Origin of the sequence: Rhizobium sp. NXC24 (assembly GCF_002944315.1) — a bacterium.
Classification (GTDB): domain Bacteria; phylum Pseudomonadota; class Alphaproteobacteria; order Rhizobiales; family Rhizobiaceae; genus Rhizobium.
In genome coordinates this window covers 220,250-242,649 of sequence record NZ_CP024313.1, presented here as the reverse complement: position 1 = coordinate 242,649, position 22,400 = coordinate 220,250, and the positions used below count along the sequence as shown (strand labels likewise).

The window sequence follows — 22,400 nt, the reverse complement described above, 5'->3', positions numbered from 1 at the left end:
GGGTTCATCGCAACGTCTCCAGACCACAAATGAGCCGCAGCAGGACGTCCACGTCGACATCCCGACCGACGATCACACGCCGGCCGTTCGCACTCACCACCTCCATGCGACCGGGCGCGGTGACAGAAGGCGGCACAGCGACAGTCGCCGCAGGTGGCGTATTCGCAACATCAGGCTCGGCAACTACGATCGCTGGAACAAATCCGTTCGCCGAGCGCGGGACAAGCCGTCCTTCCCGCGCGGCCCTGCGCCAGGCATTCAACTGCCAGCGCGTGATCCCATGACGCTGCGCCGTGGCCGTCACCTGTCGCGGGCTGTTATAACTCTCAGCCACGATCGCCAGCTTCGCTTCATCCGTGAAACGCCGACGACGCCCGCTATCGACAATCTCCATCCGGCTGAAATGCCCGGTGAGATCATTCGTCAAGTCCATGTGTGAAGCACCGTCTATATTGCCGTCTATATAGACAGAGCATCCACACTCTCACTCACTGCACAATGCGGCCCAACTCGGATGCGTACTCTTTAAACAAAATTTACAAGATCTTTGCGAGCGCAAATCGCTCACACTGATACGATCATGTCAGTCTGAGATTTGGCGCAGCTGGCAACGTCAATACCCATTTATGCTCAGACTGCCGCACATTCCTATTGGAAGGTCAATAGTCAATGAGAAGAAAAGCCCTCATTCTGATCGAAGGTAACGGACACGGTACTGGTCTACAATACGTCCAAGCGGCCCAATGCCTCGGGCTTGTTCCAATTACCCTCTCTGCGGATCCAACTCAGTACGACTATGTTGCCGCGGAAGGCATGGAGGCAGCCAGGGTCGATACAAACAATCTCCATGCGCTGATCCAGGAATGCTCGCGATTGCGTGAAACCTTCGAAATTGGCGGCATCACGAGCGCTGAGGAAAAGGTCTATGCGATGGTCGGCAAGCTATGCCAACATTTCGATCTGGCCGGGCCAAACTCTGACTCAATTGAACGATGCTGCGACAAATTCAATCAACGTCAACTCCTCGCCGAAGCCGGCGTTCCGATACCTGCTTATCGTTTGGCAACGAATGCGGCAGAGGTCGAAAACGCTGCCGCGGAAATTGGCCTTCCCGTAGTCCTCAAGCCAGCCGTTGGCGGCATTGGCGGCATCGGCGTTCGAATGTGCCGCAACGCCGACGAATTGGCCGAACATGCAACGCATTTGTTGGACGGGGGGCACATATGGCGGTCTTCTCCGAGGATATTAGTAGAGGAATTCGTTCAAGGCCCATTCTATGAAGCGGACACGATGGGTAATGAAGTCATTGGAATTAGTACCGCCGATTTCGATTGCCTTCCGTATTTTCTATTTCGGGAAAGCATCTTTCCCGCGTTGCTGACTGATGACGAGCAAGAGCGAATCAAAAGTTTGTCGCTGAGCTGCTTGCAGGCTCTCAGCCTAGGCTGGGGCCCCACGAATATTGAATTGCGGTGGACGACGCGTGGTCCAGTCGTTATCGAGGTTAATCCGCGCATCGCGGGCGGAACCTCGCCTCGGCGGATCCAGCTGGCTTACGGAGTCGATCTAGTTACTGAGCACATCAAACTTGCCGTTGGCGCGAAATGGGACTTGCGAAGAAAGTATTTGCAGACTGCGGCTGTACGATACCTTCTTCCTGATCGCGACGGCATCCTCGATTGGATTAGTGGCGATAGTCGGGCGGCGGCCGTGCCGGGTGTGGTCGAAGTTAAATTGTTTGCTGAACCCAAGATGCCGATAGTTAGGAAAGGCGACTACCGAGACCGCATCGGCTATGTGATCGCCGCTTCACCGAGCTTTGCTGAAACCAAGGCAATACTTCAACATTCAGTCGATTTGATCGATTGGTCGATCATACCATTTCGTGGTCGGAACGAACGAGCTACGCTTTTGCCCCCACCAGCACCCAGTAGTTCTAGATAAGGGACGATCGTCGGCCACCATTAGTGCCAGCAGTAGCGCAAAAGAGGCACTGGTCGACGATGTTGGCAGTTTTGGTTTCTGTGATCGCAAGTGGGCAGATAGTTGAGTCAAGAAAAGATTGGATAGGCGTACGTTTTTTCTAAAGGAGGAACACTCAATGACAGCAATAGCGAGCGTGGTGCTGTCGGCTCGCCGGCTAATCGTGAAGATTGGCTCTGCACTAATTGCTGATGGAGAGACGGGCGACATTCGCGGCCCCTGGCTTGAAACGATGATTGAAGATGTCGTCCGATTTTTCGCACGTGGGCAGCAGGTGATCATCGTCACCTCCGGTGCTGTCGCGATTGGATCACGTCACTTCAAACAAGTGGACAGTCCTCTGCGAAATGAGGAGAGACAAGCGGCGGCAGCGATCGGTCAGGTTCGCCTCATGCTTGCGTTTGAACAGAGCTTGAAACATCATGGGTATGGCCTAGGGCAATTGCTATTGACAGACGAAGATTTAAGCAATCCGCATCGCGCCCTCAACGTGCGGTCCGCTGTCCAGAAACTCCTCAAAGTTGGAGCTGTACCCATTGTCAACGAGAACGACCCCGTCGCGACGGCCTGGACCCGTGTTGGCGATAATGATCGGCTAGCCGCAGGAGTCGCACAGCTGGTGCAGGCAGACATTCTCATTCTGCTTTCCAACGTGGATGGGCTCTTCACGGAAGACCCGCACGACAACCCGTTGGCCCATCTGATCACCAAAGTGCGATGCATCACCCCCGAGATAGAGGCCATGGCGGGTCATACCACCTCTCGCAATAGTTCAGGTGGAATGCTGACAAAGTTGATGGCAGCAAAGATTGCCATGGAGGCTGGGTGCGACATGATCATTGCGAAGGGAAGCAACTCTTACCCACTTGCCGCCGTCGAGAATGGTGGGCCATCAACATGGTTTGTTCCGTTCGCAAGAGACCGGACCAACCGCAACATGTGTGCGAACAATCTCCCAGAGCCTTAACAGATGTTTCTCCTCGCCGCGCGAGACATGACGTCAGGGTCCACATAACGTCAGGGTCAATGTCAATGGCAACAAGAGCACTCATCCTGGTTGAAGGTCATAGGGCTAATGGTCCGCTGTACATCCAAGCGGCCCATCATCTCGGTCTTCACCCCATTACCTTGTCGGCTGATCCTGCTCAGTACGACTATCTTATGGCGGAAAGCATTGACGCTGTTCGTGTCGACACAGGTAATCTTGATGCATTGATCCGTGAATGTACCCGGCGAAAAACAACGCATGACATAGTTGGCATTACCGGTTTTACCGGCCTCGAAGAGTCGCTGTACGTAACAGTTGCCAATCTCTGCCGGCACTTCGATCTACCGGGACCGAGCCCCTCATCGATTGAAGCCTGCTGTGACAAATTCACGCAACGTCATATCCTGGCGAATGCTGGCATTCCAGTACCTGCTTATCGCTTGGCAACAGAGGTTGCGGACGTAGAAATCGCTGCCGCTGAAATTGGCCTGCCGGTGATTATCAAACCAGCCGTAGGCAGCGGCAGCAGCGGTGTCCGTCTGTGCCGCAATCTCGATGAGTTGGCCGAACACACGGCTTATCTGCTGGGTGGGGGGCACAGTTGGACGTCGGCTCCGAGGATACTGGTCGAAGAATTCGCACAAGGCCCATACTACAGTGCCGATACAATGGGTAATAAGGTCGTTGCGATTGGCACAGCTAATTTCATGAGTCTGCCGAATTTCGTGGTCAGTAAGTGCATCTTCCCGGCGCCGCTAAGCGATGACGAGTATGAACGTCTCGCCGAACTTTCACTAAGCTGTTTGCGAACTCTCAGCCTTTACTGGGGCCCAGCGAACATCGAATTCCGATGGACCAAGCGTGGTCCAGTCGTTATTGAGGTCAATCCGCGCCTGCCAGGTTGGACCACTCCGCGATTAATTCACTTGGCTTATGGTGTCGATCTCATCACCGAGCACATCAAGCTTATGATCGGGACAGAATGTGATTTGCGCCCACGGTATTTGCACACTGCTGCAGTGCAGAACCTGGTTCCTGATCGCGATGGGATTCTAGATTGGATCGATGGCGGCAGTCAGGCTGCTGCTGTGCCGGGCATCTCCGAGGTCAAATTCTATGTCAAAGCCAATACTCCTATCGTTAGGAGAGGTGATTACCTAGACTCGATCGGACACGTCATTGCGGCTTCGCCCACCCACACTCGGACCGATGCCATACTTCAGCGCGCCGTCGATCTAATCGGTTGGTCGATTACATCGGGTATAACATCAGACGAACGGAAGTAGCCAGGGATGACCTGGCGATAAACGGTGCCGTCGCGCGACAGCGCTCACGAGGCACCGCCGTGGTAGCTCAGCAATGATCCGCGCCTTCTCTCGTCGTCCATGCACGCGATGCTTCGCTCCGGTAAGCTCTTCAACACTTCAACAAGGCGAGAGCCGCTACCTATATCGGATTTCGACGGCAACCTTCTCTGGCTTGCCATTTGCATCGCGGGCCTCAACCTCATGCACTCCGCTGATCTCGACCGTAAGCGGCCGATTGTTGCCGCAGAGATTTCGCTTTGATGCGGGCTATGGCATCTGGATCTGAGAGGAAGTCGAAGTCGTCGAGGAAGTCATTCCAGGCTTCGGGCGAACGGCGAGCAGCGGAAAGCATCTGCGTCAGCTCGTCGATGCCGTCATCGGTCAGAGCGGTGATTGAATCATCGTCACCGTGTATAACGCTGATGATACTCCCATAGGTCAGATTGTCGGAATTGCTGACGATCGCTTCCAGGAGTTCCAGGTCTTCGCCGAGCATTTCGGCGACATGGCTGAGGGTGAAGACGTGGGTGATGGTGGCCATCAGGCGGCCTCAGCGCAAGTCACGGCAACAGGCGCCGAATTCCATGGGAGCAGTTCGTCGAGACGATTGATCTTATGATCGTGAATGCGGTCGAGCACGTCAGCCAGATAGGCCTGCGGATCGACGCCATTCATTTTGGCCGTCTCGATGATCATCATGGCACGAGCCAGGGTTTCTGCCCCCGTGTCGGCTCCTGCGAAGAGCCAATTGCGTCTTCCAACTCCAATGCCCCGTTGATTCTGCCCATGTCGGCGATGAAGTTGAGGTTCTTTATCGCTGGCATCCTTATTTTGGCCAGCGGGTTTCCATTCGCCGTGTTGAAGAACGAGCGACAGGGCGGTTTTTGAAGGTTCTGGGGCCGGCAGGTGTCGTCATCGCGATCCCAGGGTGGATGATCGATCCCGTGGTCTGCCGCGGCATGACCATGGGAACGCCACGCGTCGATCTTGCGACGCTGAGCGAACTGAACAGGCTGGTCTCCGGCGGCACCAAAGCGGCACCCTTCCGAAGTGGACGTAGAATCACTCAGGAGGACCATGATGAGATCCCGCAATACGCTGGTGCCGGCGTCGGGCCGGCAGCTCGACCTGATATTCAAATTCCGGATGCTCGACGGACTGAGCGACAAGGATCGCAAGAAGGCGATTTCAACGCTGGCTTGCCTGCTGATGCAGGCCGCAGGCCTCGTCGTCGAGGAGCTCATCGATGAGCAGCACTGATTTGATTCCGACAGCGCTGCTCGCGCGCAAAGCCATAGTCTACGTGCGGCAATCCTCGCAATCGCAGGTCATGACAAATCTGGAAAGCCAGCGACGGCAGTATGATCTTGTTGACGTTGCGCGACAACACGGCTTCAGTAACATCGAGACCATCGACGACGACCTCGGGCGCTCTGCCAGCGGGACTGTCGCGCGCCCTGGTTTCGACCGTCTTGTCGCCCTTTTATGCGCTGGCCAAGTTGGTGCCGTATTATGCTTCGATGCTTCACGGCTTGCGCGCAACGGTCGGGACTGGCATCACCTGCTCGAACTATGCGGCCTGGTCGAAGCCCGCGTCATTGACCATGACGGCGTCTACAATCCGTGTCGCCCCAACGATCGGCTGCTGCTGGGAATGAAGGGCAGTATCGGCGAGTTCGAACTGGGCGTGCTGAGAGCCCGGATGCTTGATGCCGCCAGATCGAAGGCGCGCCGTGGCGAACTGCGACTTTCCGTTCCGTTTGGGTACATTTGGCATCGAGAGGCAGGGCTCGGGCTTGATCCGGATTTGCGGCTGCAGGACGTGATCCGGTCCATCTTCGCACGCTTCCGTGAGCTTGGAAGCGCACGCCAGGTGCTATTGTCGATGACACGGGACAATATCCACTTCCCGCGGCCGTCGGACGAAGGTCGCATGACCAGCTTTGTCTGGACGCCAGTCCGTTACCGCAATGTCATCGGCATCCTGAAGAACCCCTTCTATGCCGGCGTCTACGTCTATGGAAAGAGCGAGAAGCGGACAGCCATCGTCGATGGGAGGGCGCGGCGCAGCTACGGACACGGCAAGCCGGCCGGCACCTGGGAAGTGATGATCCCGGACCATCACGAAGGTTACATCAGCTGGGACGAGTACGAGCGCAACCAACAGCAATTGGCGCTCAACAATTATGGCCGCTCGGGCGGGACTAAATCGGGCCGCGGCGGCAAAGCCTTGTTGTCGGGTCTCCTGACTTGCGGACGGTGTGGACGGCGACTGAGCGTTGCCTATACGCGAAATCCACAGAATCATGTCTATCGCTGCTATAAACAGAACCTGATGATGGGCTTGCCCCGTTGCATGACGTTCGGCGGCCCGAAGGTCGATGCGGCGGTTGCGCGCGAGTTGTTGCGCGCGGTAGAACCATTAGCGATCGAGGCGACTTTTGAAGCAGAGCGGATGCACCGAGAGCGACAGGAAGAACAGCACCACATTCACGATCTGGAACTGCGGCAGGCCCGCTACGAGGCAAGCCTCGCCGAGCGCCGCTATGCGGCCTGCGATCCAGACAACCGCCTGATTACTGCACAGCTAGAGAAGAATTGGGAAACGGCGCTACGCCACGTCCGTGATCTGGAAGTGTGCAAGCCTGCAGATAGTCCTTCAACCATTGAAGTTGACACAGGCACTTTCGCAAACCTCGCCGACAATCTGCAGGCGGCCTGGGAGTCGCCGGATGTCACCATGCGCGTGCGCCAGCAACTGCTGCGTACATTGATCGCCGACATTGTTGTCGATGTTGACGATGAAGTGCGCGATGTTGTGCTGACCATCCACTGGAAAGGCGGTCAGCACTCGGAACTGAGAGTGCGCAAGCCTCAGAGCGGTGAACACGGTTGCGCCACAACGGAAGATGCTTTGGCAGTGATGCGGAGCATGGCAGGACGCTGGTCCGATGAACATACCGCCGCGTCGCTCAATCGAATGGGTATGCCCACGGGTCAAGGAAAAACCTGGACCGCACACCGTGTCGCTTCCGTAAGGCGGGTCCGGGCCATTCACGCGTACAAATCAGCCGATAAAGAGGGCGAATGGCTTACTATGACAGAGGCGGCGGCGATTTTGGGCGTGACGAACCACAGAATACGCCACCTTATCAAGACGAACGTGTTGTCTGCCGAGCAGGTGGTTCCCGGCGCGCCGTATCAAATCCGGGCCAGCGACCTGGCTTCTGCGACGGTCCAAGCTGCGATAGCCCGAAAAGGACGCCCGTGTCGCGTTGCTGACCCGGATACGCTTCCAATGTTTACAGACACTTAGAGAAGGAGTGCACAATGACTCAGGTCCGCCTATCGGACGCAGTGCTCGCTCAGCGGCATTGTTGTCGATGGCGACACGACCGTCTTGCAGGAACAGGCAGAACGAGGACCATTTGCTCAAACCGTACCGGAAGGCTGCCGCCGATCGCCCTTGCCAGGAATGCGAGTCAGTTGAGCCTCTGCCCAGATGCGGAATGCTTCGACCTTTGGCTTGCTTTGCTTTTGACGCGCGGCAAGGCGGACGTCGGCAGGCTGGCCCGCAATGTCGCGTTCGATGTCGTAAAGCGCGCCGATACGATTGAGAGCCCCGCGCGCGATCTCGGATTTGTTTGAGGTCCAGATATCGTGGAAGTCACGTCGCCAATGCGCCCAGCAGGATGCCTCTCGGAAGCGAGATCTTCCATCCGCGCCAGGTTCATAGAGCTTGCCGTACCCTTTGTAGCCGTCCGCCTGAAGTATGCCGCTTGTTTGTCGCAAATGATGGTGGACGTGGTCTTCCTTCCAGTCCGGAGCAAAATAGTAGACCGCACCTGGCGGAGCCGCGCCCGCCCAGGGACGTTGATCACGGACATACGTCCAGATCGTACGTGGGGCAGATTTGGTGGCGGTGCCGGTTCATTGGGCAACGGTGGTGGCGCAGCCGAGCCGAAGCGGCCCCAAGTGCTCAAGACCGAGCGAGAATGATCGCCGACAGGGGCGGAACCGGTTGGTCGACGTTGCCGATACCAAGCCGATCACCGAGTGATCCCTGCCGGCAAGGCTGCCAGTACCGTCTTTCCATCCGGCGTCACCCAGCATTCGCGACGGTAATGCACGAGCTCCGCCTTGAGCACCAGATCGCGAACATAGACGCTTTTGTACCCCTTGAAGCGTGAGCCAGCCGGGGCATTGATGCGCAGGATCTCCTGCCGGCTCACCCGTTTCACATCCAACTTTGCGCCGCGTGGCTTCTTCTTATTCGTCGGCTTATTGCCGAGTGCAGCGTCCGTTGCCTTGTCCATTCCGGATGAGCGAAACGGTGGCCGCGGCGGCAGGTTCTTCAATCGCGCAATCTCGTCGCGCAGCAGCTGGTTCTCGACCTTCAGCCGGGTATTCTCCAGCCGAAGGGCGGCGTTTTCCTCGCGCAGCTGGATGTTGTCGGCCTCAAGCTTCGCGAGCCGGGCTTCCGCCTGCTGCGACCGCTCCAACAGACCGGACGCAAGACTGCGCAACGCATTCAGCGACAGCGTGTCGGCATGCTCGGAAGAGGGGAGCCGTTTCGTCATGACAGAATCGAATCATGATTTGCCCCGCCAGGAGAATCCCCAGGCTATCAATCAAGTCTCAAAACGCTGGGTTATGCACACTTCTATGCTCGCTTGCCGAAACACTGCCACCGATTTTGCCCCACGTACGTCCACATCCTGCCCTTTTTCACGCCTTTGCCTAAACCCTTGTCTCGTAACGAGCGATCCAGCCCCGGATCGGAGTGTCGTCGGCATGAAGGAGGTTGCTTCCCATGATCGCGGCCTCGATCCGCTCGATCAGCGGCTGGAGCACCTGCATGGCGCGACCGCACCAATCGACCAGCGTGCTGTCGGGAATATCGACGCCCATGCGGGCGAAGATCTCGTTCAAGCGATACAATGGCAGGTGGTCATCAAACTTCGAGACCAGGATGTAGGCCAGAAGACCGGCGCCCGCCATGCTGCCCGGTATCGGACGGCTGGGGGCGGACAACTGCACCATCTTTTCGCAGCAGCGGCAGGATTTCTTCAATCGCGCGACCTCGATGACCTTCATCTGCGCGGCGATCATGTCGAGGATTTCGCTGGCATCCTCACCGACAAGACGCAGTTCACCGCCGCAGTCAGGGCAGCAATTGCCGGGATCGAATTCCCAGCGCTCGCGCACTGCCTTGTCCGACACTCGCGGACGTCGGCGCATGATCTTTTCCGGCGCGTTTGCCGAAGGCACGGCAGGCGCGGGTTCATCGACCTCTTTGATCGGTGTCGTATTGCTCTCGGCCGCTCCGATCAAAAGATCCTCAAGCACCAGTTCCAACTGTTCGATCTCGCGCTCGATCTTTTCCGAGGACTGGCCGAAGACCTGCTTCTTCAGCTTGGCGATGCGCAACCGCAGGCTCTGGACCAGTTGGTCGTGCGCACGCAAAGTCGCCGACATCTTCGCGTTTTCCGCCTGCAAGGCAGCGATCATTGCCTTTAGAAAGGCGGGATCGTCCGGAAGATTTTCGGTGGCATTCGGCATGCATCTGACTACCACGAGTCAGGAACAATAGCCATAAAAACACGTAGATTCAGAGACATAAAATTATCCGACGCGAGCCGGAGGCGCTCCCCAGTCGGGACGACGCCAGTCGATCCCCTCCCATAGCATCGCCATTTGTGCGGATGTCAGCCGGGCCGTCCCGTCGGCCGCCGAAGGCCATGGAAACCGTCCCTTCTGCAAAATTTTGTAATACAGGCAAAAGCCCTGGCCATCAAAATAAAGAAGCTTCAAACGGTCGCCACGTCTGCCTCGAAAGGCGAAGACGGCGCCACCTGTCGGCTTCTGGCGCAATACATCCTGCGCAAGCGCAGCCAAACCCTCTATTCCTTTGCGCATGTCCGTGGCTCCACAGGCAAGATAGACCCGAACGCCGGTCCCTGGCCCAATCATGCCGCTTCTACCGCCCGGATAAGCCGTGTCAGCGTGGCGCCGTCCAAAGTACTGTCGAAACGAAGGCTGCGACCGCAGCCCAATTGCAACTCGATCATCCCAGTCGAATGCTGACGGTCTCCACAGATTTCGGTTTGCACAGCATTCATGTCCACGGGAACAAACACCGCATTCGCAGAAGACGACAAAAGTCCCTTCTTCTTCAGCTCACTGCGCCAGGGGTAAATTTGCTGCCGCGTCACATCATGTCGCTGCGCAACCTCAGTAATCGTCGCCCCGTCGATCCCAACCGACATCACAATCTCGAGCTTCTGTTCGTCGCGCCACAGACGCCGACGTTCCTGCCCAAGAATCTCGACACGCATCACATACCTCGCCCAAGACACGTCGCTAGCGACGTCGTTAAGCACGTGTCTCAGGCCATCACGAAGCTATCCGGCAGGCGGCAACAATCGGACGGTTACTCTCGACCTCGTTCATCTCAGCGACAATCGTGCGCTTGCCGTCGTCCGCCAGTCGGTCGACGCAAGTCCTCACCAGGAAATGGGTGCCGAGCTCATGGGCCGTGCAGAAAAGTTCATAGATGTCGCTTTCGCGGTCACCGACATGGATACAGCGCGCGGCATCACCGAACAGCGCAATCGACTCCCGCATATTCTGTAGCCAGCGGAAGCTCCTTGTTCAATCGGTAACCGCGTCAGGTTGACTTTTTTCTTCAGCGCAGCGGTCAAGTGTGCTACTAATGAAAGGAGTAGCAATTTGCACGTTTACATAACATCCGAGCAGTTACAGTGAAGAGCGCAGATAGATCCGCGCTCCAACGAAATGCCGGATAGCGCTTTTCTACTCATCATAAGCGGTCCAGCCTGGCATGGAGTCACGACGCCGTGTATGCCACCGCCCGTACGCAGCAGCCACCGTCTGGTCAACAGTCAACCCGTGGGAAAACGGGCTCTCTTGCAAACCCGCGTTGCGCGCCTGCCTTTCAACCTCCTACTCCAGGCAAATCGTCCAACCAGCAAGCGCTTTCGATGTAAGGCCGAGAAAAGATCTTACCGATCTTTTCGGGAGCCTTGTTCTGATGATATCGCATATACAAGCGGTCATCGGCGCCGAGATCGAGGATTTCGATCTTTCCAGTGTAATGCGACATGATATATTTGAATGTCTTTTGAATACCGCTTAGACGTTGATTGATGCCCTGCACAATCTCTAATCCGCGGCGAAGTGAAACCTGAAAGTGCGATGCGCCTTTCACTGGTCTACCTTGAAAGAGGTAATATGGGCGGACACCCATCTGATGGCATTTGCCAAAGGTCTCAGCTAAGATCGCAGGATCATCGTTGACTTTCGCCAGAAGCACGGACTGATTAAGAAACTCCACGCCTTGCGTACGCAAGGAGCAGATGTTGCGCTCCGCATTCGCCGAGATTTCACCGACGTGGTCAAAATGTGTGACGATAAGTGCAGCCTTACCTGCGTCCTGGATTCGTCTGAACAAGGTCATTAAGGTGGGATCCTCGAACCTCTTGGGCGCGTACGCGAATGCCTTTGTGCCAAACCGAATAGAATTCAAATGCGGAAACGGCAGCAGATGATCAAGAATCTCATGGAGCCTGCGGGTGCTGAGCACGAACGGGTCGCCTCCCGATATCAGTACGTTCGACATCTCGGGATGATTTCCGACGTACCTAGCAATTTGCCCTAAGTCAGCAGCAACTTCATCTGAATCCTTGCCAACTATGCGTTTGCGAAAGCAATAGCGGCAGTAAGCAGCGCAGCGGTCTGTCGCCAGCAACAGTCCCGTCTGAGCGTACTTGTGCTGAAATCCGGGCACGACCGTATTGTCATGCTCCCCGCTAGTATCCAGATTCCCGGTACCGTCGAACTCTTCGAATGAGGGCTCCACGATGAATTTGAGCTGATTGTAATAGCCACTGTTAACGATCTGTTCACGATAGAATTTTGTGACACGATAACGAGTAATGTTGTTAGCTTCCAGCTCGCCGGGGGTTATTGCACGCGCGCCCTCAACGAAATTGATAATCTTGGATGACAACCGTGGCTCAGAACTGGTGAGCGGAGCCACATTTAATTGCTTTGTCATCTTACTTGGGATGGTTCGAGTGGTCTTCATCTAAAGCCCTTAGTTAAACGAGGCGAGACGCAATGGTCATAACGGTTTCTTCGTTGTTCCCTTGCAATCGACGTGCCGTCGGCGATCTAGTGCGGGCAAAGGAACGCCAAGTCATGTTGTTACGCAGGGATGTCGACAGAACCCAGGCCAGATGCCTTCCAGAGGGGGAGGCATCATCTCGGAACAAGGGGCGACTATTTATCGGAATTGAGGCGGATTGCCTCGAAATTTGCATCTGGGGCGCTGAAAACCGAGCCTCCTGCTCCCGGATGATATCGGCAGCCCGCTATACTCGTAATGGCCCCTTCCACTCCAAAAGAGATCATGCCCGCTTCTGATTGATACGTCATAGGCAACCCCTGGCTAAGCCCAACAACGTCAACACCAGCACCCTGCTTCCTTTCATGTTCAGGTTCTGACAGAAGCTCATCGGAATTGCCCACCAGGTGCCTCCTGAAATACAATTCGTATATTGCAAAAGGTTGGGGCGGGCGGATAACGAGCAATTCAAAATTCCGCTTCGTTTAGTCATGAGAGTTCGTGCCGACGCCTCTCTTCAAGATATAAGTGTCGAATTCCACAAGTTGTTCTTCATGGTCAGCCAGAGCTCGAAGAGCGCAGCTCCCGCGTCTCGCCGCGACCAGTTCCATGAGACATTCTACTGCGGCCAATGCCGGAGTCATCGTGTGAATAAATGAAGGAACTTCGGTGCGAACGCGGATCACCGCTTGAGAAATCTTGGCGATTGGAGACAGTTCGCTGTCCGTCAAAGCGACGAGTTTTGCCCCACGGGATACGGCAAACTCGGCTGCCTGTACTGTGAAGCGAGTGTAAGGGCTGACTGTGACCGCTAACAAAACGTCTTCTGGGCCGACTGACCAAAGCGCATCATCGGAGGCACCGCCCATCCCATCGATCAATGTTGTAGGAGAGCCAAGCAATGATCCAACATGGTGCATTAAATAGGCGATGGGAAAGCTTGAACGGCGGCCGATGCAAAAAATTTGTTTCGCCTCCGCAATTAGGTCGGCTGCTGCCGCCAACGCGGCAATCGCGGACGGCTGCGCGAACCTGCTTAGATGACCCTGCAAAGCATTCACTGTATCGCGTATGAGGACGCCATCGCCCCCGATCTCCCCTCGTGTCAACAACTCCTCTCCACTCCCACCGAAGCTTTCCGGCCGTTCCCTGACGCTATCGGCGAATACCTCCTTTAATTTGTCGAAACCATCGAAGCCAAGGCGTTTTGCAAGTCTCGTTAATGTTGCCGGAGGCACTCGTGCTCGGCGTGCCTGCTCCCTCATTGACAGCAGTGCGACCTCTGTCGGATGGTCGACTAACCAACGCGCAGCGACCTTCATTTGCCGCGGAAATCGCTCATAGCTGTTCTTTATGAGACTTGTGGTGGGAAAATCCATTCTTACTTCCTGAAGTCTATTAGGCAAATGCTTAAGCGGCAAAGGTCTTTTCCTTGCCCTATGGATTTAAAGTCACCGTTTTTGTTGAACGTGACCATTCCGCGATGCTCAAACAGCCCGTGTTGGCTACGGCATCCACGCGCTTCAGCGTTCCCCGGAAGCTGGTTTGATTAAATCTTACTTGAAGATCAGGCGATGTGTGTCGACCCAAGCGCACCAACATCGTCATGAGAACCAGGACGGCGCCGAACATGAAATTACTCGATGTGCGGCACGCTGTCTTCTACGTCTCATCATCATAATCTCGTCCTTGACGTTAAGATCGCAGTCCATTGCTTCGCAATCGGGAGCAAGCAAATGATGTGCCAACTACGCAGAATTAGCCAAAGAAGGGATTATTTCCACTCTTCAACTATTTAGGTGAGGATGGGGCAACACGCAGGGCCGAAACTCCGTGTCATGAATCCGACAAATCTTAGTGTCCATTGACCAGTTTTCAGCATGGTCTTAGGAGACATCCGCCTCCCCAATGCGATGACGGGGACCGTTGGAACGACGTGATCGCCAGATTTTGAGAAAGATAGTTCTGGGCCTTGGCCCCATTTGGCGACCTCGTTACCCAACAAGCTTGGGGGTCGTACTTTTTATAGCGCCAACCAAGACGCCCGTCCGGCCGCACGATTGCTTTGGCTCTGCCATACCTCCCAGAGGCAAGTGTAGCTTTATACGCTTGAGTGCACGGACTTCTCCAGAATGTCCAGGCCACACTGCAAGGCCTGCCGTTCAATTGTCAATGGAGGAAGAAGCTTAATAACCTGATCTTCAGCGCCACATCGCTCTACTACAAGCCCGTCTTCAAAGGCTTTCCGTACGATTTGCGCCGCCAATTTGCCGGTACTGCAGTCGAGCCCCAGCATCATGCCCCTTCCACGCACGCAAAAGTTGGAATTTTGGTTGCTTTGGGCGACCTGCTGAAGGCGCTCTCTTAGAATGGATCCTTTTTCGACAACTTCGTTAGATAGCTTTTCATTTGTCCAGTATTTTCGCAAAGCAGCGGTAGCTGTCACGAGTGCGAGATTGTTGCCCCTAAAGGTTCCACTGTGTTCGCCTGGTTGCCATACGTCGAATTCGGGTTTGAGCAGTAAGAGCGACAGCGGCAGCCCACAACCGCTGAGAGACTTCGACAAAAGAACTATGTCCGGAGAAATTTCCGCAAACTCAAAGCTGAAAAAATCGCCCGTTCGTCCGCAGCCCGCCTGAATGTCATCAATAATCAGGAGGATGTCGTTCTTCCTGCAAAGCCGCTCCAGCGACTGCAACCAGTTTCTGCTCGCAGGATTGATGCCGCCCTCACCCTGAACGGTTTCGAGAACAACAGCTGCAGGCAAATCGACGCCACTGCTACCATCCGCAAGCACTTTGTCCAAATATTCTGTAGTATCCTGATCGGGCCCCCAATAACCGTCGTAAGGCATGAAGACCGCGCCGGAAGGAGGAAGACCTGCTGCATTTCGGAAGTATCGATTACCAGTTACAGCAAGCGCGCCCAGGCTCACCCCATGATAACCGTTGGTGAATGAAACGATGCTATGACGTCCAGTGACCTTGCGTGCAAGTTTCAAAGCTGCCTCGACGGCGTCGGCGCCAGTGGGACTGACAAACTGGTATTTGTATGTAAGACCACGTGGGCGCAATATCAGCTCGTCAAACAACTCCATAAACTCTCGTTTCGCCGACGTAGCCATGTCTAATGCGTGGACAACCCGATTTGATTGCAGGTATTCCACGGCAGCACTTAAGATATACGAGTCGTTGTGACCGTAGTTGAGCGCACTCGCTCCGGAAAGAAAATCGATGAACGCACAACCATTTTCGTCTTCGAGGATGGTTCCTGCCGCTTTCGTGAAGACCACGGGGAATGATCGTGAATAGGATCGCACGTTCGATTCATGGTTTTCAAAGGCAGATAGGGAATTGGAAATGCTGTCGTTACTCACGATTATCTCCTCAACCAGAAGCCATGACCCAGCAGCGCCTGTACCCTTGAAGCTCAGCGCAACGCCTCGATATCCGGCGTCCATTTGGAAAGCTTCCGCAACTCTATACGACCATTGCTAACTGTGCTCCTACCTGGAATGATAGTGTTCCTACTTTGCTTATAATTGGCCTATCGCAGGAAAACAGAGCTGCGGCAGTGGCAGCACTGCCGCCTATAGATGAACAATCGCCTCCTACAGCTCGATATATCCGAGATTTATTGCCTTAATAGCCGCGACCGTTCTGCTGGCAGCGTCCAACTTTCGCATGACGTTTTTAACGTGAAAATTAACAGTATTTTCAGATATCCTCATAATAATTCCAATGTCCCATGACGACTTTCCCCGTGCTACCCAGAGAATACATTCTTTCTCCCTAAGCGAGAGCTCAGGCACTTTCTCCATGACATTCGAACTCCCGACATTAGCAAGTCTCAGATGGAAATGTATCGCCGCTAGTTGTAAGTAGGCGATTGCCCTTTGGTGGAATTCACGCTCAATCTGCTGGGCAAAACTCATGATGGCGAAGCTTCCGGCCGAGCTGCGCAATGGAATAGTAATGCCTGACCTTACGCCAAAGCTTGCAGCCTCGTCGAAGATGCGCCGTTCGCTTGGAGTTGTGCTCGAGCCAACGTATGCCTCCCTCCATTGAATAGGGCCTGATCGCATTCGACTTTCCTTGATAATAGGAGCTTTCCGATCATAACCCATTTCGAGACACCGCTTCTGCCATTCATAAGGATAGTTCAGGATCTCAAATGAAGGGCGTCGAACCGGCTGTAAAACCTTGCGCTCGGTTGTAAGAGGACCGTAGGCTATCCACTTGCAGCCAAGATTCAGAGCAAAAGCTGATAAGTGCTCAAATAACTGTTTAGACTGAACGATGGTATGTGTCTGGTCAAGAAATCGGCCGAACTCGACCGCAAGTTCCCCTCGATTTAAAGCTTGAGAAGATGGCGAGAGGTCCGAGGAATTCAGATCGGCAACTCGGCCGGTCTGCTTACTGACTTGAGTAGAATCGCAACCACCCCGAAACAATCGATGCTCTCTCTCGGGCAAATAATGGCACGCCATGCTGTCGTCAGTGCATGACGCCGCTGGCCATGAGCGGCTGCGGCTCTCCGAGCCTCCGGCGAACGTTATCGCTAAAGCTTTGGAAGCGGGCTTTGGAAGAGCTGACATCCTGCTTTCGTCCCGTTTTTCCGAGGGGTCGGAATTGCTGTCCGTAGTTCAAGAGTCGTGCCAATTTGAAAGAACCCGCAGAGCCTCTACCAAATTTTTTTAGCCGTTTATGCGAAATGCAGCAGCAAATCAGCCGAGTACGTCGCGCCCTGGCTGGACAAACCTGACAATAGTTCTCTTATGAGTGGCTAACGCCTGTGACGTATGTATGAAAGTGCTCGAAGCAAGAAGAAAGCAATTCGCTGGTTTGCATACGCGCAATTCGGCTCAGGCACCGAGCTTTTTGCACCGAGCTTTGCATTTCGATAACAGGGACCGCATCTGGGGCATTAAAGATTGCACCGCGGAAGGAACAGGGTTGCGGCCAGGTTCTTCAGTTGCGGCACTCAAGATCTTGCTGCATGCATGTCGGTGTTCATCGTATTTCGCCCGGTTCGGCACACATGACATAGATTGGATGACCGTGAAACCCAAATGCTGCTTCAAAGAACTCCGCATCGTCATGCGAACGACGTTGACGTCTCCGCCCAATCCTCCGAACTAACGCCGCATCAAATTTATAAACGCCGACGAGGCTCAAATCTGCAGACGCACTTTTATGGCTGTCGGAGCCTTCGGGTACGATTGCTGTAAGGCGTTGCGCTTTGCCCGTCAGCACTCGTAGCGATCGTTTGCCGAGTGACTGGCTCACAACGACAATGTTGCGATATGATGACCGTACCAGGCGCTCCAGCATTGTCAAATTGATCACCATTTCCGCGGTAAATATCAAAACTACTCCATCGACATCAGCGACTTCCTCTGCCGCTGTCACATCAATAAGACGCCCGGGATATGGCATGCGCAGTGGGCATACGCGGAGCTCCATATCAAACAGCTCGTGACAGAAACGATGATCGACCTCGCCCATGCCTCCTAGTCCAAGGATAATTGTCTTTTGCACGCCAACACGTGCCAATTGAGATAATAAATGTTGCAGAACGGACGTGCCGCCGACCATAACTGCGCTGGCTGGGAAGCGCTCTTTGCCAATTAATTTAATATGTCGGGGGCTTGCGATAACGATCGCACATTTCTCCATTAGCAGTGCCCTCGGATCGTGCACAGAAGGTGAGACTAACTCTGCAACGTACTGGGTCCACTCCCTAATCAGATAGTTGACTGGTTGGTGGATCAGCGTCTCTTCCGGGCTCATGTCCAAACGCTATTCGCAGCCATCGGCGACGGCGAAGCATCAAGATCAGAGGGTCGAACAGGTGATCCGCGTCAAGAGTGTGTGGCTGGTCTTTCTGCCGCTGACAGATCCATTTCTTCACGAACCGAAAGCGCGTGTTAATGCAAGGTCGCTGGCTACAGATCCGGTTGGAGTATCTTTGCTTTAGCGACAAAGCGCTCAAGTCGGAGACTTCAAACATGTGCGCTCAGTTTTAGAACCATGGCACTGTTTCAAAACAATCTTTTCATTGGCACGATGTGTGCATGGTTATCCCCAAAATTGCCGACTGAGGAGTGAACTCCCTCCAGGATCAATTCGCCGACACGCCGTGATGGAAGGCTTCTGCGTGAGCCGCAGTTCTACAAACTGGATTTTGGAGATAAGTGCAAAACTTTGTTGGCGAAAAAATCTGAAGGTCGGTCGAACTTTCAATCAAGGATCTCACGCGATGTCGAAGAACGAGACTAATCGGGATTTCCACTCAGCGGCGGTGCTTATCACTGCACCAGACGATTGCTCTGGTCAGTTCTTGGAATGCGCATGTAAGTACATCAATACCAGCCATGGGAATGCCCTCGCCAAACACTTCCAAGAGGCGACGCCAGATGTGGTGTTTCTTAGGACGCATTTCCCTGACATTGAGACGCAGACGCTCTGTATTCGCCTGCGTCTTTCTCGTCGGGCGCGGTCAATGTCGATCATTGCGTTTGCAGCGGTTGCTGATGAAGTAACTCAAGAAGACACGGCCGCTTTCGACGACAATGAGCATGTTAGCCGATCGCGAGAGATAACGCTGACGAGCATCGGCAGAATCTTGGCCGGCTCGTGTCGGAGTTCCATTACCAGCCATCAAGAACTACTTGCCTTTCACGACATTGAATTGGATGTGGCCACCCATCGTGTGCGCCGAAACGGCCGGACGATTCATCTAGCTCCAACCCAGTTCCGCCTGCTGGAGCACTTTATGAGGAACCCATACCGGGCGTACTCGCGAGATGAACTAAAGAATGCAGCTTGGCCGCATGCCGTTCATATCGGGCCTCGCACCATCGATGTTCACATCGGTAACTTGCGCGCGGCTCTAAATAGGGATAGCGACCGCGATCTGATACGGACTATAAGATCTGTCGGCTACGCGCTTTCCGAGAAACCGGATTCGTAATTGCGGGATCGGCCTGAAGGCAGGCCGTGTAAGCGGCGCCCATTTGGCTGCGTCTTGATCAGTCAAAATAGGCGCACCCAATAGAGTAGGCATTATAATTAAAACAGCGCTTGATATTCAGCGTTTTCAGGCGAGGATTTTTTGATCGCCAACGTATGCCAATGTCGCTGATAGGGGCGAATTTTCATGTTGCTGAGATTGGAAAAAGGTTGTCGTCCGCAGTACTATTGCTTATTGGCGCATCCGCGGAACCTTAAAAGTCCAGGGCATCCATGGAGGCTCTTTTGGAATCAGCCGTTGCGAAACGTGTAGCTATAAGCATTGATTGCCGGCGAGCCGCCGAGATGCACGTAAAGGATTCTAGATCCTTCTGAAAAGAAGCCTTTGCTGATGAGATCTATCATCCCTTGCATTGATTTACCCTCGTAGACGGGATCAGTGATTATGCCTTCCAGCCCCGCGCAAAGGCGGATGGCCTCCTTTGTTTGTTCGGAAGGAATGCCATAACGAGGGTGCGCGTAGTCGGCGAGCAATACCACATCATCGGGGGTAATTTCCCTTCCGAGCTCGACGAGCTTTGCGGTATGCTGGACAATATCGAGCACCTGCGACTTGGCCTGGAGGGGGGTTGCCGAACCATCGATACCGATTACGTTGCGCTGTCGCCCATCCTTGGCGAACCCGACGACCATGCCGGCTTGTGTCGAACCAGTAACGGTGCAAACCACGATATAGTCAAAGGCAAAACCAAGCTGTTTTTCCTGCGCGCGCACTTCCTCGGCAAAACCCACATAGCCGAGACCGCCATATTTATGGACAGACGCACCGGCTGGAATCGCATAGGGTCTGCCGCCCTTTTGCTTGACGTCGTCGAGCGCCCGTTCCCAACTGCTGCGGATGCCGATATCGAAGCCGTCATCGACTAGCCGCACCTCCGCTCCCATGATCCGGCTCAGAAGAATATTGCCGACGCGATCGTATACAGCGTCCTCATATGGTACCCAATCCTCCTGCACGAGAAGGCATTTCATGCCGATTTTAGCGGCAACCGCGGCGACCATACGGGTATGGTTGGACTGCACGCCACCAATGGAAACAAGCGTATCGGCATTGGACGCGATCGCGTCTGGAATGATGTACTCGAGTTTGCGGAGCTTGTTGCCGCCGAACGCCAGACCCGAGTTGCAGTCCTCGCGCTTGGCGTAGATCTCCACCTTGCCTCCTAGATACTCACTGAGGCGGTGAAGCTTTTCGATAGGCGTGGGGCCGAAGGTAAGGGGATATCGTTCAAAATTTCTCAGCATTTTTTCTCCAAATGCGGCCTTAGATCCAAGTCAGCTATGCACGATCCTTAAGCTATTGGCGGCGCTCTCCTACGTTCGAAACAATCGCATTGTCCCCTCGCCTGCATTGATCATCGAGACGACGCAACTCCCGGCCCGATCCTCTCCGCACAAACGTCAACGCGACCGAACAGCAATAAACTCTTTGGGTTGCAACACGGTAGAAGCCATCGCTGACGGTCATGTCGTGTAGTTGCTCCAATAACGTCATGCTCGATGATCAATGTCTCATCCAAGCAGCCCGAGGCTCACAACTGATCTATTCCCGGCCTTCAAGGGCAGCAAACCGCACCATCCAGCCAAGCTGGAGGACATCGGACTAGTTCAGTCTTTCTTTTCGCAATGCTCTGGCCGGTAGCGCATTTCCTCGAGATCATCAAAACGCAAGACCCGCCGGCTCCTCTTTAAAGCGCAACTGGCCCGCCAGATCAGGAAGAGCACGCTTGCGAAATAGGCCAACTGAAGAAGGAGCCAAATATCCACCGTCGTGACCATTGCTCTGCGGATGGAATGTGAAACGAAGTAAGCGCCTAGAAGGCTGAAGCACATGACTAGTTGCAGGAGGCGACAGAAAATTGCAAAAGGCACAGTCGTTCTCCGGGTTTATACGCCAGCACATGAAGCGAGCTTGTCAGCCGCTATATGAATCTGACAGTTCTTCGGGCAGACGCGGGCGCAGGCGCCGCAGCCGATACAGCCCCCTGCTTCGTCCACAACCATGATCATACGATTGAGTTCGCCATCGAAGTCGTCGTCTTCGTCATCGCAGATGCCGAGGATTTCACCCGCTTCATTGGCGCCGTAAAGATGCATGACATCGCGCGAGCAGACCTTGAAGCAGCGGCCGCAGCCGATGCAAGTTTTGCCATCGATAGCGGTCAGATACTCCGGCACCCAGGTGGATCCGTCACGGGTAACAAAAGTCCCGGTCATCGTGAATCCTCCAAGGCGGCAAGCTGTTTCTTTGCCGCATTCAATTCGGCGAACGCGTCGAACGTTTTTTCTGCGATCGTCTTGATCTTGGGCCAGTTGACCGGGAGGTCCTCGGCAAGGTCGTGTAACTCCATTTTCGCAGTTGCCGCTCGTGACTGTAATTTACGGACCTTCTGAAGCTGCTCCACAATGTCTGACATTATATCTTTCCTTAAAAACTGATTTCATGGCGCCCGCGCCACATCGGGGTAGGCTTTTATGGCGATGACAGCATCATCGACCAATTTTGTGCCGGCCTCGGTGAGTTTGCGAAGCGTCTCAAAGCCGAACCGATGGACGTCTCGGAGCGTTTTTGACAAAACGACCAAACGCCCTGTCGTCAGAACCACTCGCCCGAAGCCCTCCGGGTTCATCGTCACGATCGAGGAGGCGACGAGGCCGGAGTTTTCCTCGATTTCCAGCCCGACGCAGGTGTAAAAGATTTGAAGCCTCCATATCACGTCCGGATCGGGATCGCCGATGATTGGCATCTGCCGGCGCTGCTCCTTCGTCACAATGAAATCGGCAACTAGGTCAGTGTCCGACTTTCCGTCCCACGACCCATGAGTATCCTGCGCCCTCACCACGCGAACCAAGCGCCTCATGAACGGGGTTGCCATAGCGTCGCTATCATCATCTGCGAGTGTATTCGCAAGGTTGCTGGGCGAAGTCATCGCCGATCT

Annotated in this window: 24 protein-coding genes and 3 pseudogenes; 6 read left to right on the top strand and 21 right to left on the bottom strand. The window is 54.6% G+C overall.

Features of this window, described 5'->3' with window-relative positions:
- Positions 1-4: 4 nt before the first annotated feature.
- On the bottom strand, positions 5-433 hold the full coding sequence (locus tag NXC24_RS22940) for a transposase (RefSeq protein ID WP_104825743.1): 429 nt from the start codon (positions 431-433) through the stop codon (positions 5-7).
- Positions 434-669: 236 nt separating this feature from the next.
- On the opposite strand from NXC24_RS22940, the gene NXC24_RS22935 reads away from it, so the two are divergent.
- The 3 genes from NXC24_RS22935 to NXC24_RS22925 all read left to right on the top strand — a co-directional run bounded on the left by NXC24_RS22935 (position 670) and on the right by NXC24_RS22925 (position 4,257).
- Positions 670-1,944: an acetyl-CoA carboxylase biotin carboxylase subunit family protein gene (locus NXC24_RS22935; protein WP_104825742.1), complete on the top strand. Its 1,275-nt coding sequence runs from the start codon at positions 670-672 to the stop codon at positions 1,942-1,944.
- A 157-nt stretch (positions 1,945-2,101) separates the two neighbouring features.
- A complete protein-coding gene (gene proB / locus NXC24_RS22930; RefSeq protein ID WP_104825741.1) occupies positions 2,102-2,950 on the top strand; it encodes a glutamate 5-kinase in 849 nt (282 codons plus the stop codon).
- A gap of 65 nt (positions 2,951-3,015) precedes the next feature.
- Positions 3,016-4,257, top strand: coding sequence for an acetyl-CoA carboxylase biotin carboxylase subunit family protein (locus tag NXC24_RS22925; protein WP_104825934.1), 1,242 nt, complete (start codon positions 3,016-3,018; stop codon positions 4,255-4,257).
- A 220-nt stretch (positions 4,258-4,477) separates the two neighbouring features.
- Here NXC24_RS22925 and NXC24_RS22920 read toward each other — a convergent pair whose 3' ends face one another.
- From NXC24_RS22920 to NXC24_RS35205, 3 genes and pseudogenes are all read right to left on the bottom strand, one after another.
- A complete protein-coding gene (locus NXC24_RS22920; RefSeq protein ID WP_104825740.1) occupies positions 4,478-4,819 on the bottom strand; it encodes a hypothetical protein in 342 nt (113 codons plus the stop codon).
- A pseudogene (locus tag NXC24_RS22915) lies at positions 4,819-5,046 on the bottom strand (transposase domain-containing protein); the annotation flags it as partial. The gene NXC24_RS22920 and the pseudogene NXC24_RS22915, both read right to left, overlap by 1 nt.
- Positions 4,974-5,357 carry a hypothetical protein gene (locus NXC24_RS35205; RefSeq protein ID WP_158704530.1) on the bottom strand — a complete coding sequence of 128 codons (384 nt, stop codon included), beginning with the start codon at positions 5,355-5,357 and terminating at the stop codon, positions 4,974-4,976. The pseudogene NXC24_RS22915 and the gene NXC24_RS35205, both read right to left, overlap by 73 nt.
- A gap of 1 nt (position 5,358) precedes the next feature.
- Here NXC24_RS35205 and NXC24_RS22905 point away from each other — a divergent pair, with 1 nt between their 5' ends.
- Positions 5,359-5,538: a hypothetical protein gene (locus NXC24_RS22905; RefSeq protein ID WP_104825739.1), complete on the top strand. Its 180-nt coding sequence runs from the start codon at positions 5,359-5,361 to the stop codon at positions 5,536-5,538.
- Positions 5,525-7,594, top strand: a complete 2,070-nt coding sequence (locus NXC24_RS22900; RefSeq protein ID WP_104825738.1) for a recombinase family protein — start codon at positions 5,525-5,527, stop codon at positions 7,592-7,594. Before NXC24_RS22905 ends, NXC24_RS22900 begins: the two co-directional genes overlap by 14 nt.
- A gap of 27 nt (positions 7,595-7,621) precedes the next feature.
- On the opposite strand, the pseudogene NXC24_RS22895 reads toward NXC24_RS22900, so the two are convergent.
- The 12 genes and pseudogenes from NXC24_RS22895 to NXC24_RS22840 form a co-directional block, all read right to left on the bottom strand.
- A pseudogene (locus tag NXC24_RS22895) lies at positions 7,622-8,175 on the bottom strand (IS66 family transposase); the annotation flags it as partial.
- 152 nt (positions 8,176-8,327) lie between these two features.
- Entirely contained in the window at positions 8,328-8,858 is a 531-nt protein-coding gene (locus NXC24_RS22890) for a hypothetical protein (protein WP_245464060.1), read from the bottom strand.
- Positions 8,859-8,980: 122 nt separating this feature from the next.
- Positions 8,981-9,840, bottom strand: a pseudogene (locus NXC24_RS22885) (transposase); the annotation flags it as partial.
- 63 nt (positions 9,841-9,903) lie between these two features.
- Complete coding sequence (gene tnpB, locus NXC24_RS22880; RefSeq protein WP_104825737.1) at positions 9,904-10,251, bottom strand: IS66 family insertion sequence element accessory protein TnpB; 348 nt, start codon at positions 10,249-10,251, stop codon at positions 9,904-9,906.
- Positions 10,248-10,616 carry a transposase gene (locus NXC24_RS22875; RefSeq protein WP_104825933.1) on the bottom strand — a complete coding sequence of 123 codons (369 nt, stop codon included), beginning with the start codon at positions 10,614-10,616 and terminating at the stop codon, positions 10,248-10,250. The genes tnpB and NXC24_RS22875 overlap by 4 nt, the downstream gene beginning before the upstream one ends.
- A gap of 58 nt (positions 10,617-10,674) precedes the next feature.
- Complete coding sequence (locus NXC24_RS22870) at positions 10,675-10,905, bottom strand: hypothetical protein (protein WP_199773610.1); 231 nt, start codon at positions 10,903-10,905, stop codon at positions 10,675-10,677.
- A gap of 331 nt (positions 10,906-11,236) precedes the next feature.
- On the bottom strand, positions 11,237-12,388 hold the full coding sequence (locus tag NXC24_RS22865) for a lysine 2,3-aminomutase (protein WP_104825736.1): 1,152 nt from the start codon (positions 12,386-12,388) through the stop codon (positions 11,237-11,239).
- Between the two features lie 194 nt (positions 12,389-12,582).
- Entirely contained in the window at positions 12,583-12,831 is a 249-nt protein-coding gene (locus NXC24_RS35200) for a hypothetical protein (protein ID WP_158704529.1), read from the bottom strand.
- Between the two features lie 81 nt (positions 12,832-12,912).
- Positions 12,913-13,806, bottom strand: a complete 894-nt coding sequence (locus NXC24_RS22860; RefSeq protein WP_104825735.1) for a MurR/RpiR family transcriptional regulator — start codon at positions 13,804-13,806, stop codon at positions 12,913-12,915.
- 722 nt (positions 13,807-14,528) lie between these two features.
- On the bottom strand, positions 14,529-15,803 hold the full coding sequence (gene ectB, locus NXC24_RS22850; RefSeq protein ID WP_104825932.1) for a diaminobutyrate--2-oxoglutarate transaminase: 1,275 nt from the start codon (positions 15,801-15,803) through the stop codon (positions 14,529-14,531).
- A gap of 234 nt (positions 15,804-16,037) precedes the next feature.
- A complete protein-coding gene (locus tag NXC24_RS22845; protein WP_104825734.1) occupies positions 16,038-17,024 on the bottom strand; it encodes a LuxR family transcriptional regulator in 987 nt (328 codons plus the stop codon).
- Between the two features lie 415 nt (positions 17,025-17,439).
- Positions 17,440-18,219: a hypothetical protein gene (locus NXC24_RS22840; protein WP_245464059.1), complete on the bottom strand. Its 780-nt coding sequence runs from the start codon at positions 18,217-18,219 to the stop codon at positions 17,440-17,442.
- Between the two features lie 469 nt (positions 18,220-18,688).
- Between NXC24_RS22840 and NXC24_RS22830 the strand changes: the two genes are divergently transcribed.
- Entirely contained in the window at positions 18,689-19,402 is a 714-nt protein-coding gene (locus NXC24_RS22830; RefSeq protein ID WP_104825732.1) for a winged helix-turn-helix domain-containing protein, read from the top strand.
- A gap of 290 nt (positions 19,403-19,692) precedes the next feature.
- On the opposite strand, the gene NXC24_RS22825 is transcribed toward NXC24_RS22830, so the two are convergent.
- The 5 genes from NXC24_RS22825 to NXC24_RS22805 all read right to left on the bottom strand — a co-directional run bounded on the left by NXC24_RS22825 (position 19,693) and on the right by NXC24_RS22805 (position 22,391).
- A complete protein-coding gene (locus NXC24_RS22825; protein ID WP_104825731.1) occupies positions 19,693-20,706 on the bottom strand; it encodes a 1-aminocyclopropane-1-carboxylate deaminase in 1,014 nt (337 codons plus the stop codon).
- Positions 20,707-21,069: 363 nt separating this feature from the next.
- Entirely contained in the window at positions 21,070-21,294 is a 225-nt protein-coding gene (locus NXC24_RS35840; protein ID WP_281060695.1) for an exopolysaccharide production repressor protein, read from the bottom strand.
- Between the two features lie 54 nt (positions 21,295-21,348).
- Entirely contained in the window at positions 21,349-21,678 is a 330-nt protein-coding gene (fdxB, locus tag NXC24_RS22815) for a ferredoxin III, nif-specific (RefSeq protein ID WP_104825729.1), read from the bottom strand.
- Positions 21,675-21,878, bottom strand: coding sequence for a CCE_0567 family metalloprotein (locus NXC24_RS22810; RefSeq protein ID WP_104825728.1), 204 nt, complete (start codon positions 21,876-21,878; stop codon positions 21,675-21,677). The genes fdxB and NXC24_RS22810 overlap by 4 nt, the downstream gene beginning before the upstream one ends.
- A gap of 24 nt (positions 21,879-21,902) precedes the next feature.
- The gene (locus tag NXC24_RS22805) at positions 21,903-22,391 is read right to left on the bottom strand and encodes a NifX-associated nitrogen fixation protein (protein ID WP_104825727.1); all 489 of its coding nucleotides are present in this window, start codon (positions 22,389-22,391) and stop codon (positions 21,903-21,905) included.
- Positions 22,392-22,400 lie beyond the last annotated feature (9 nt).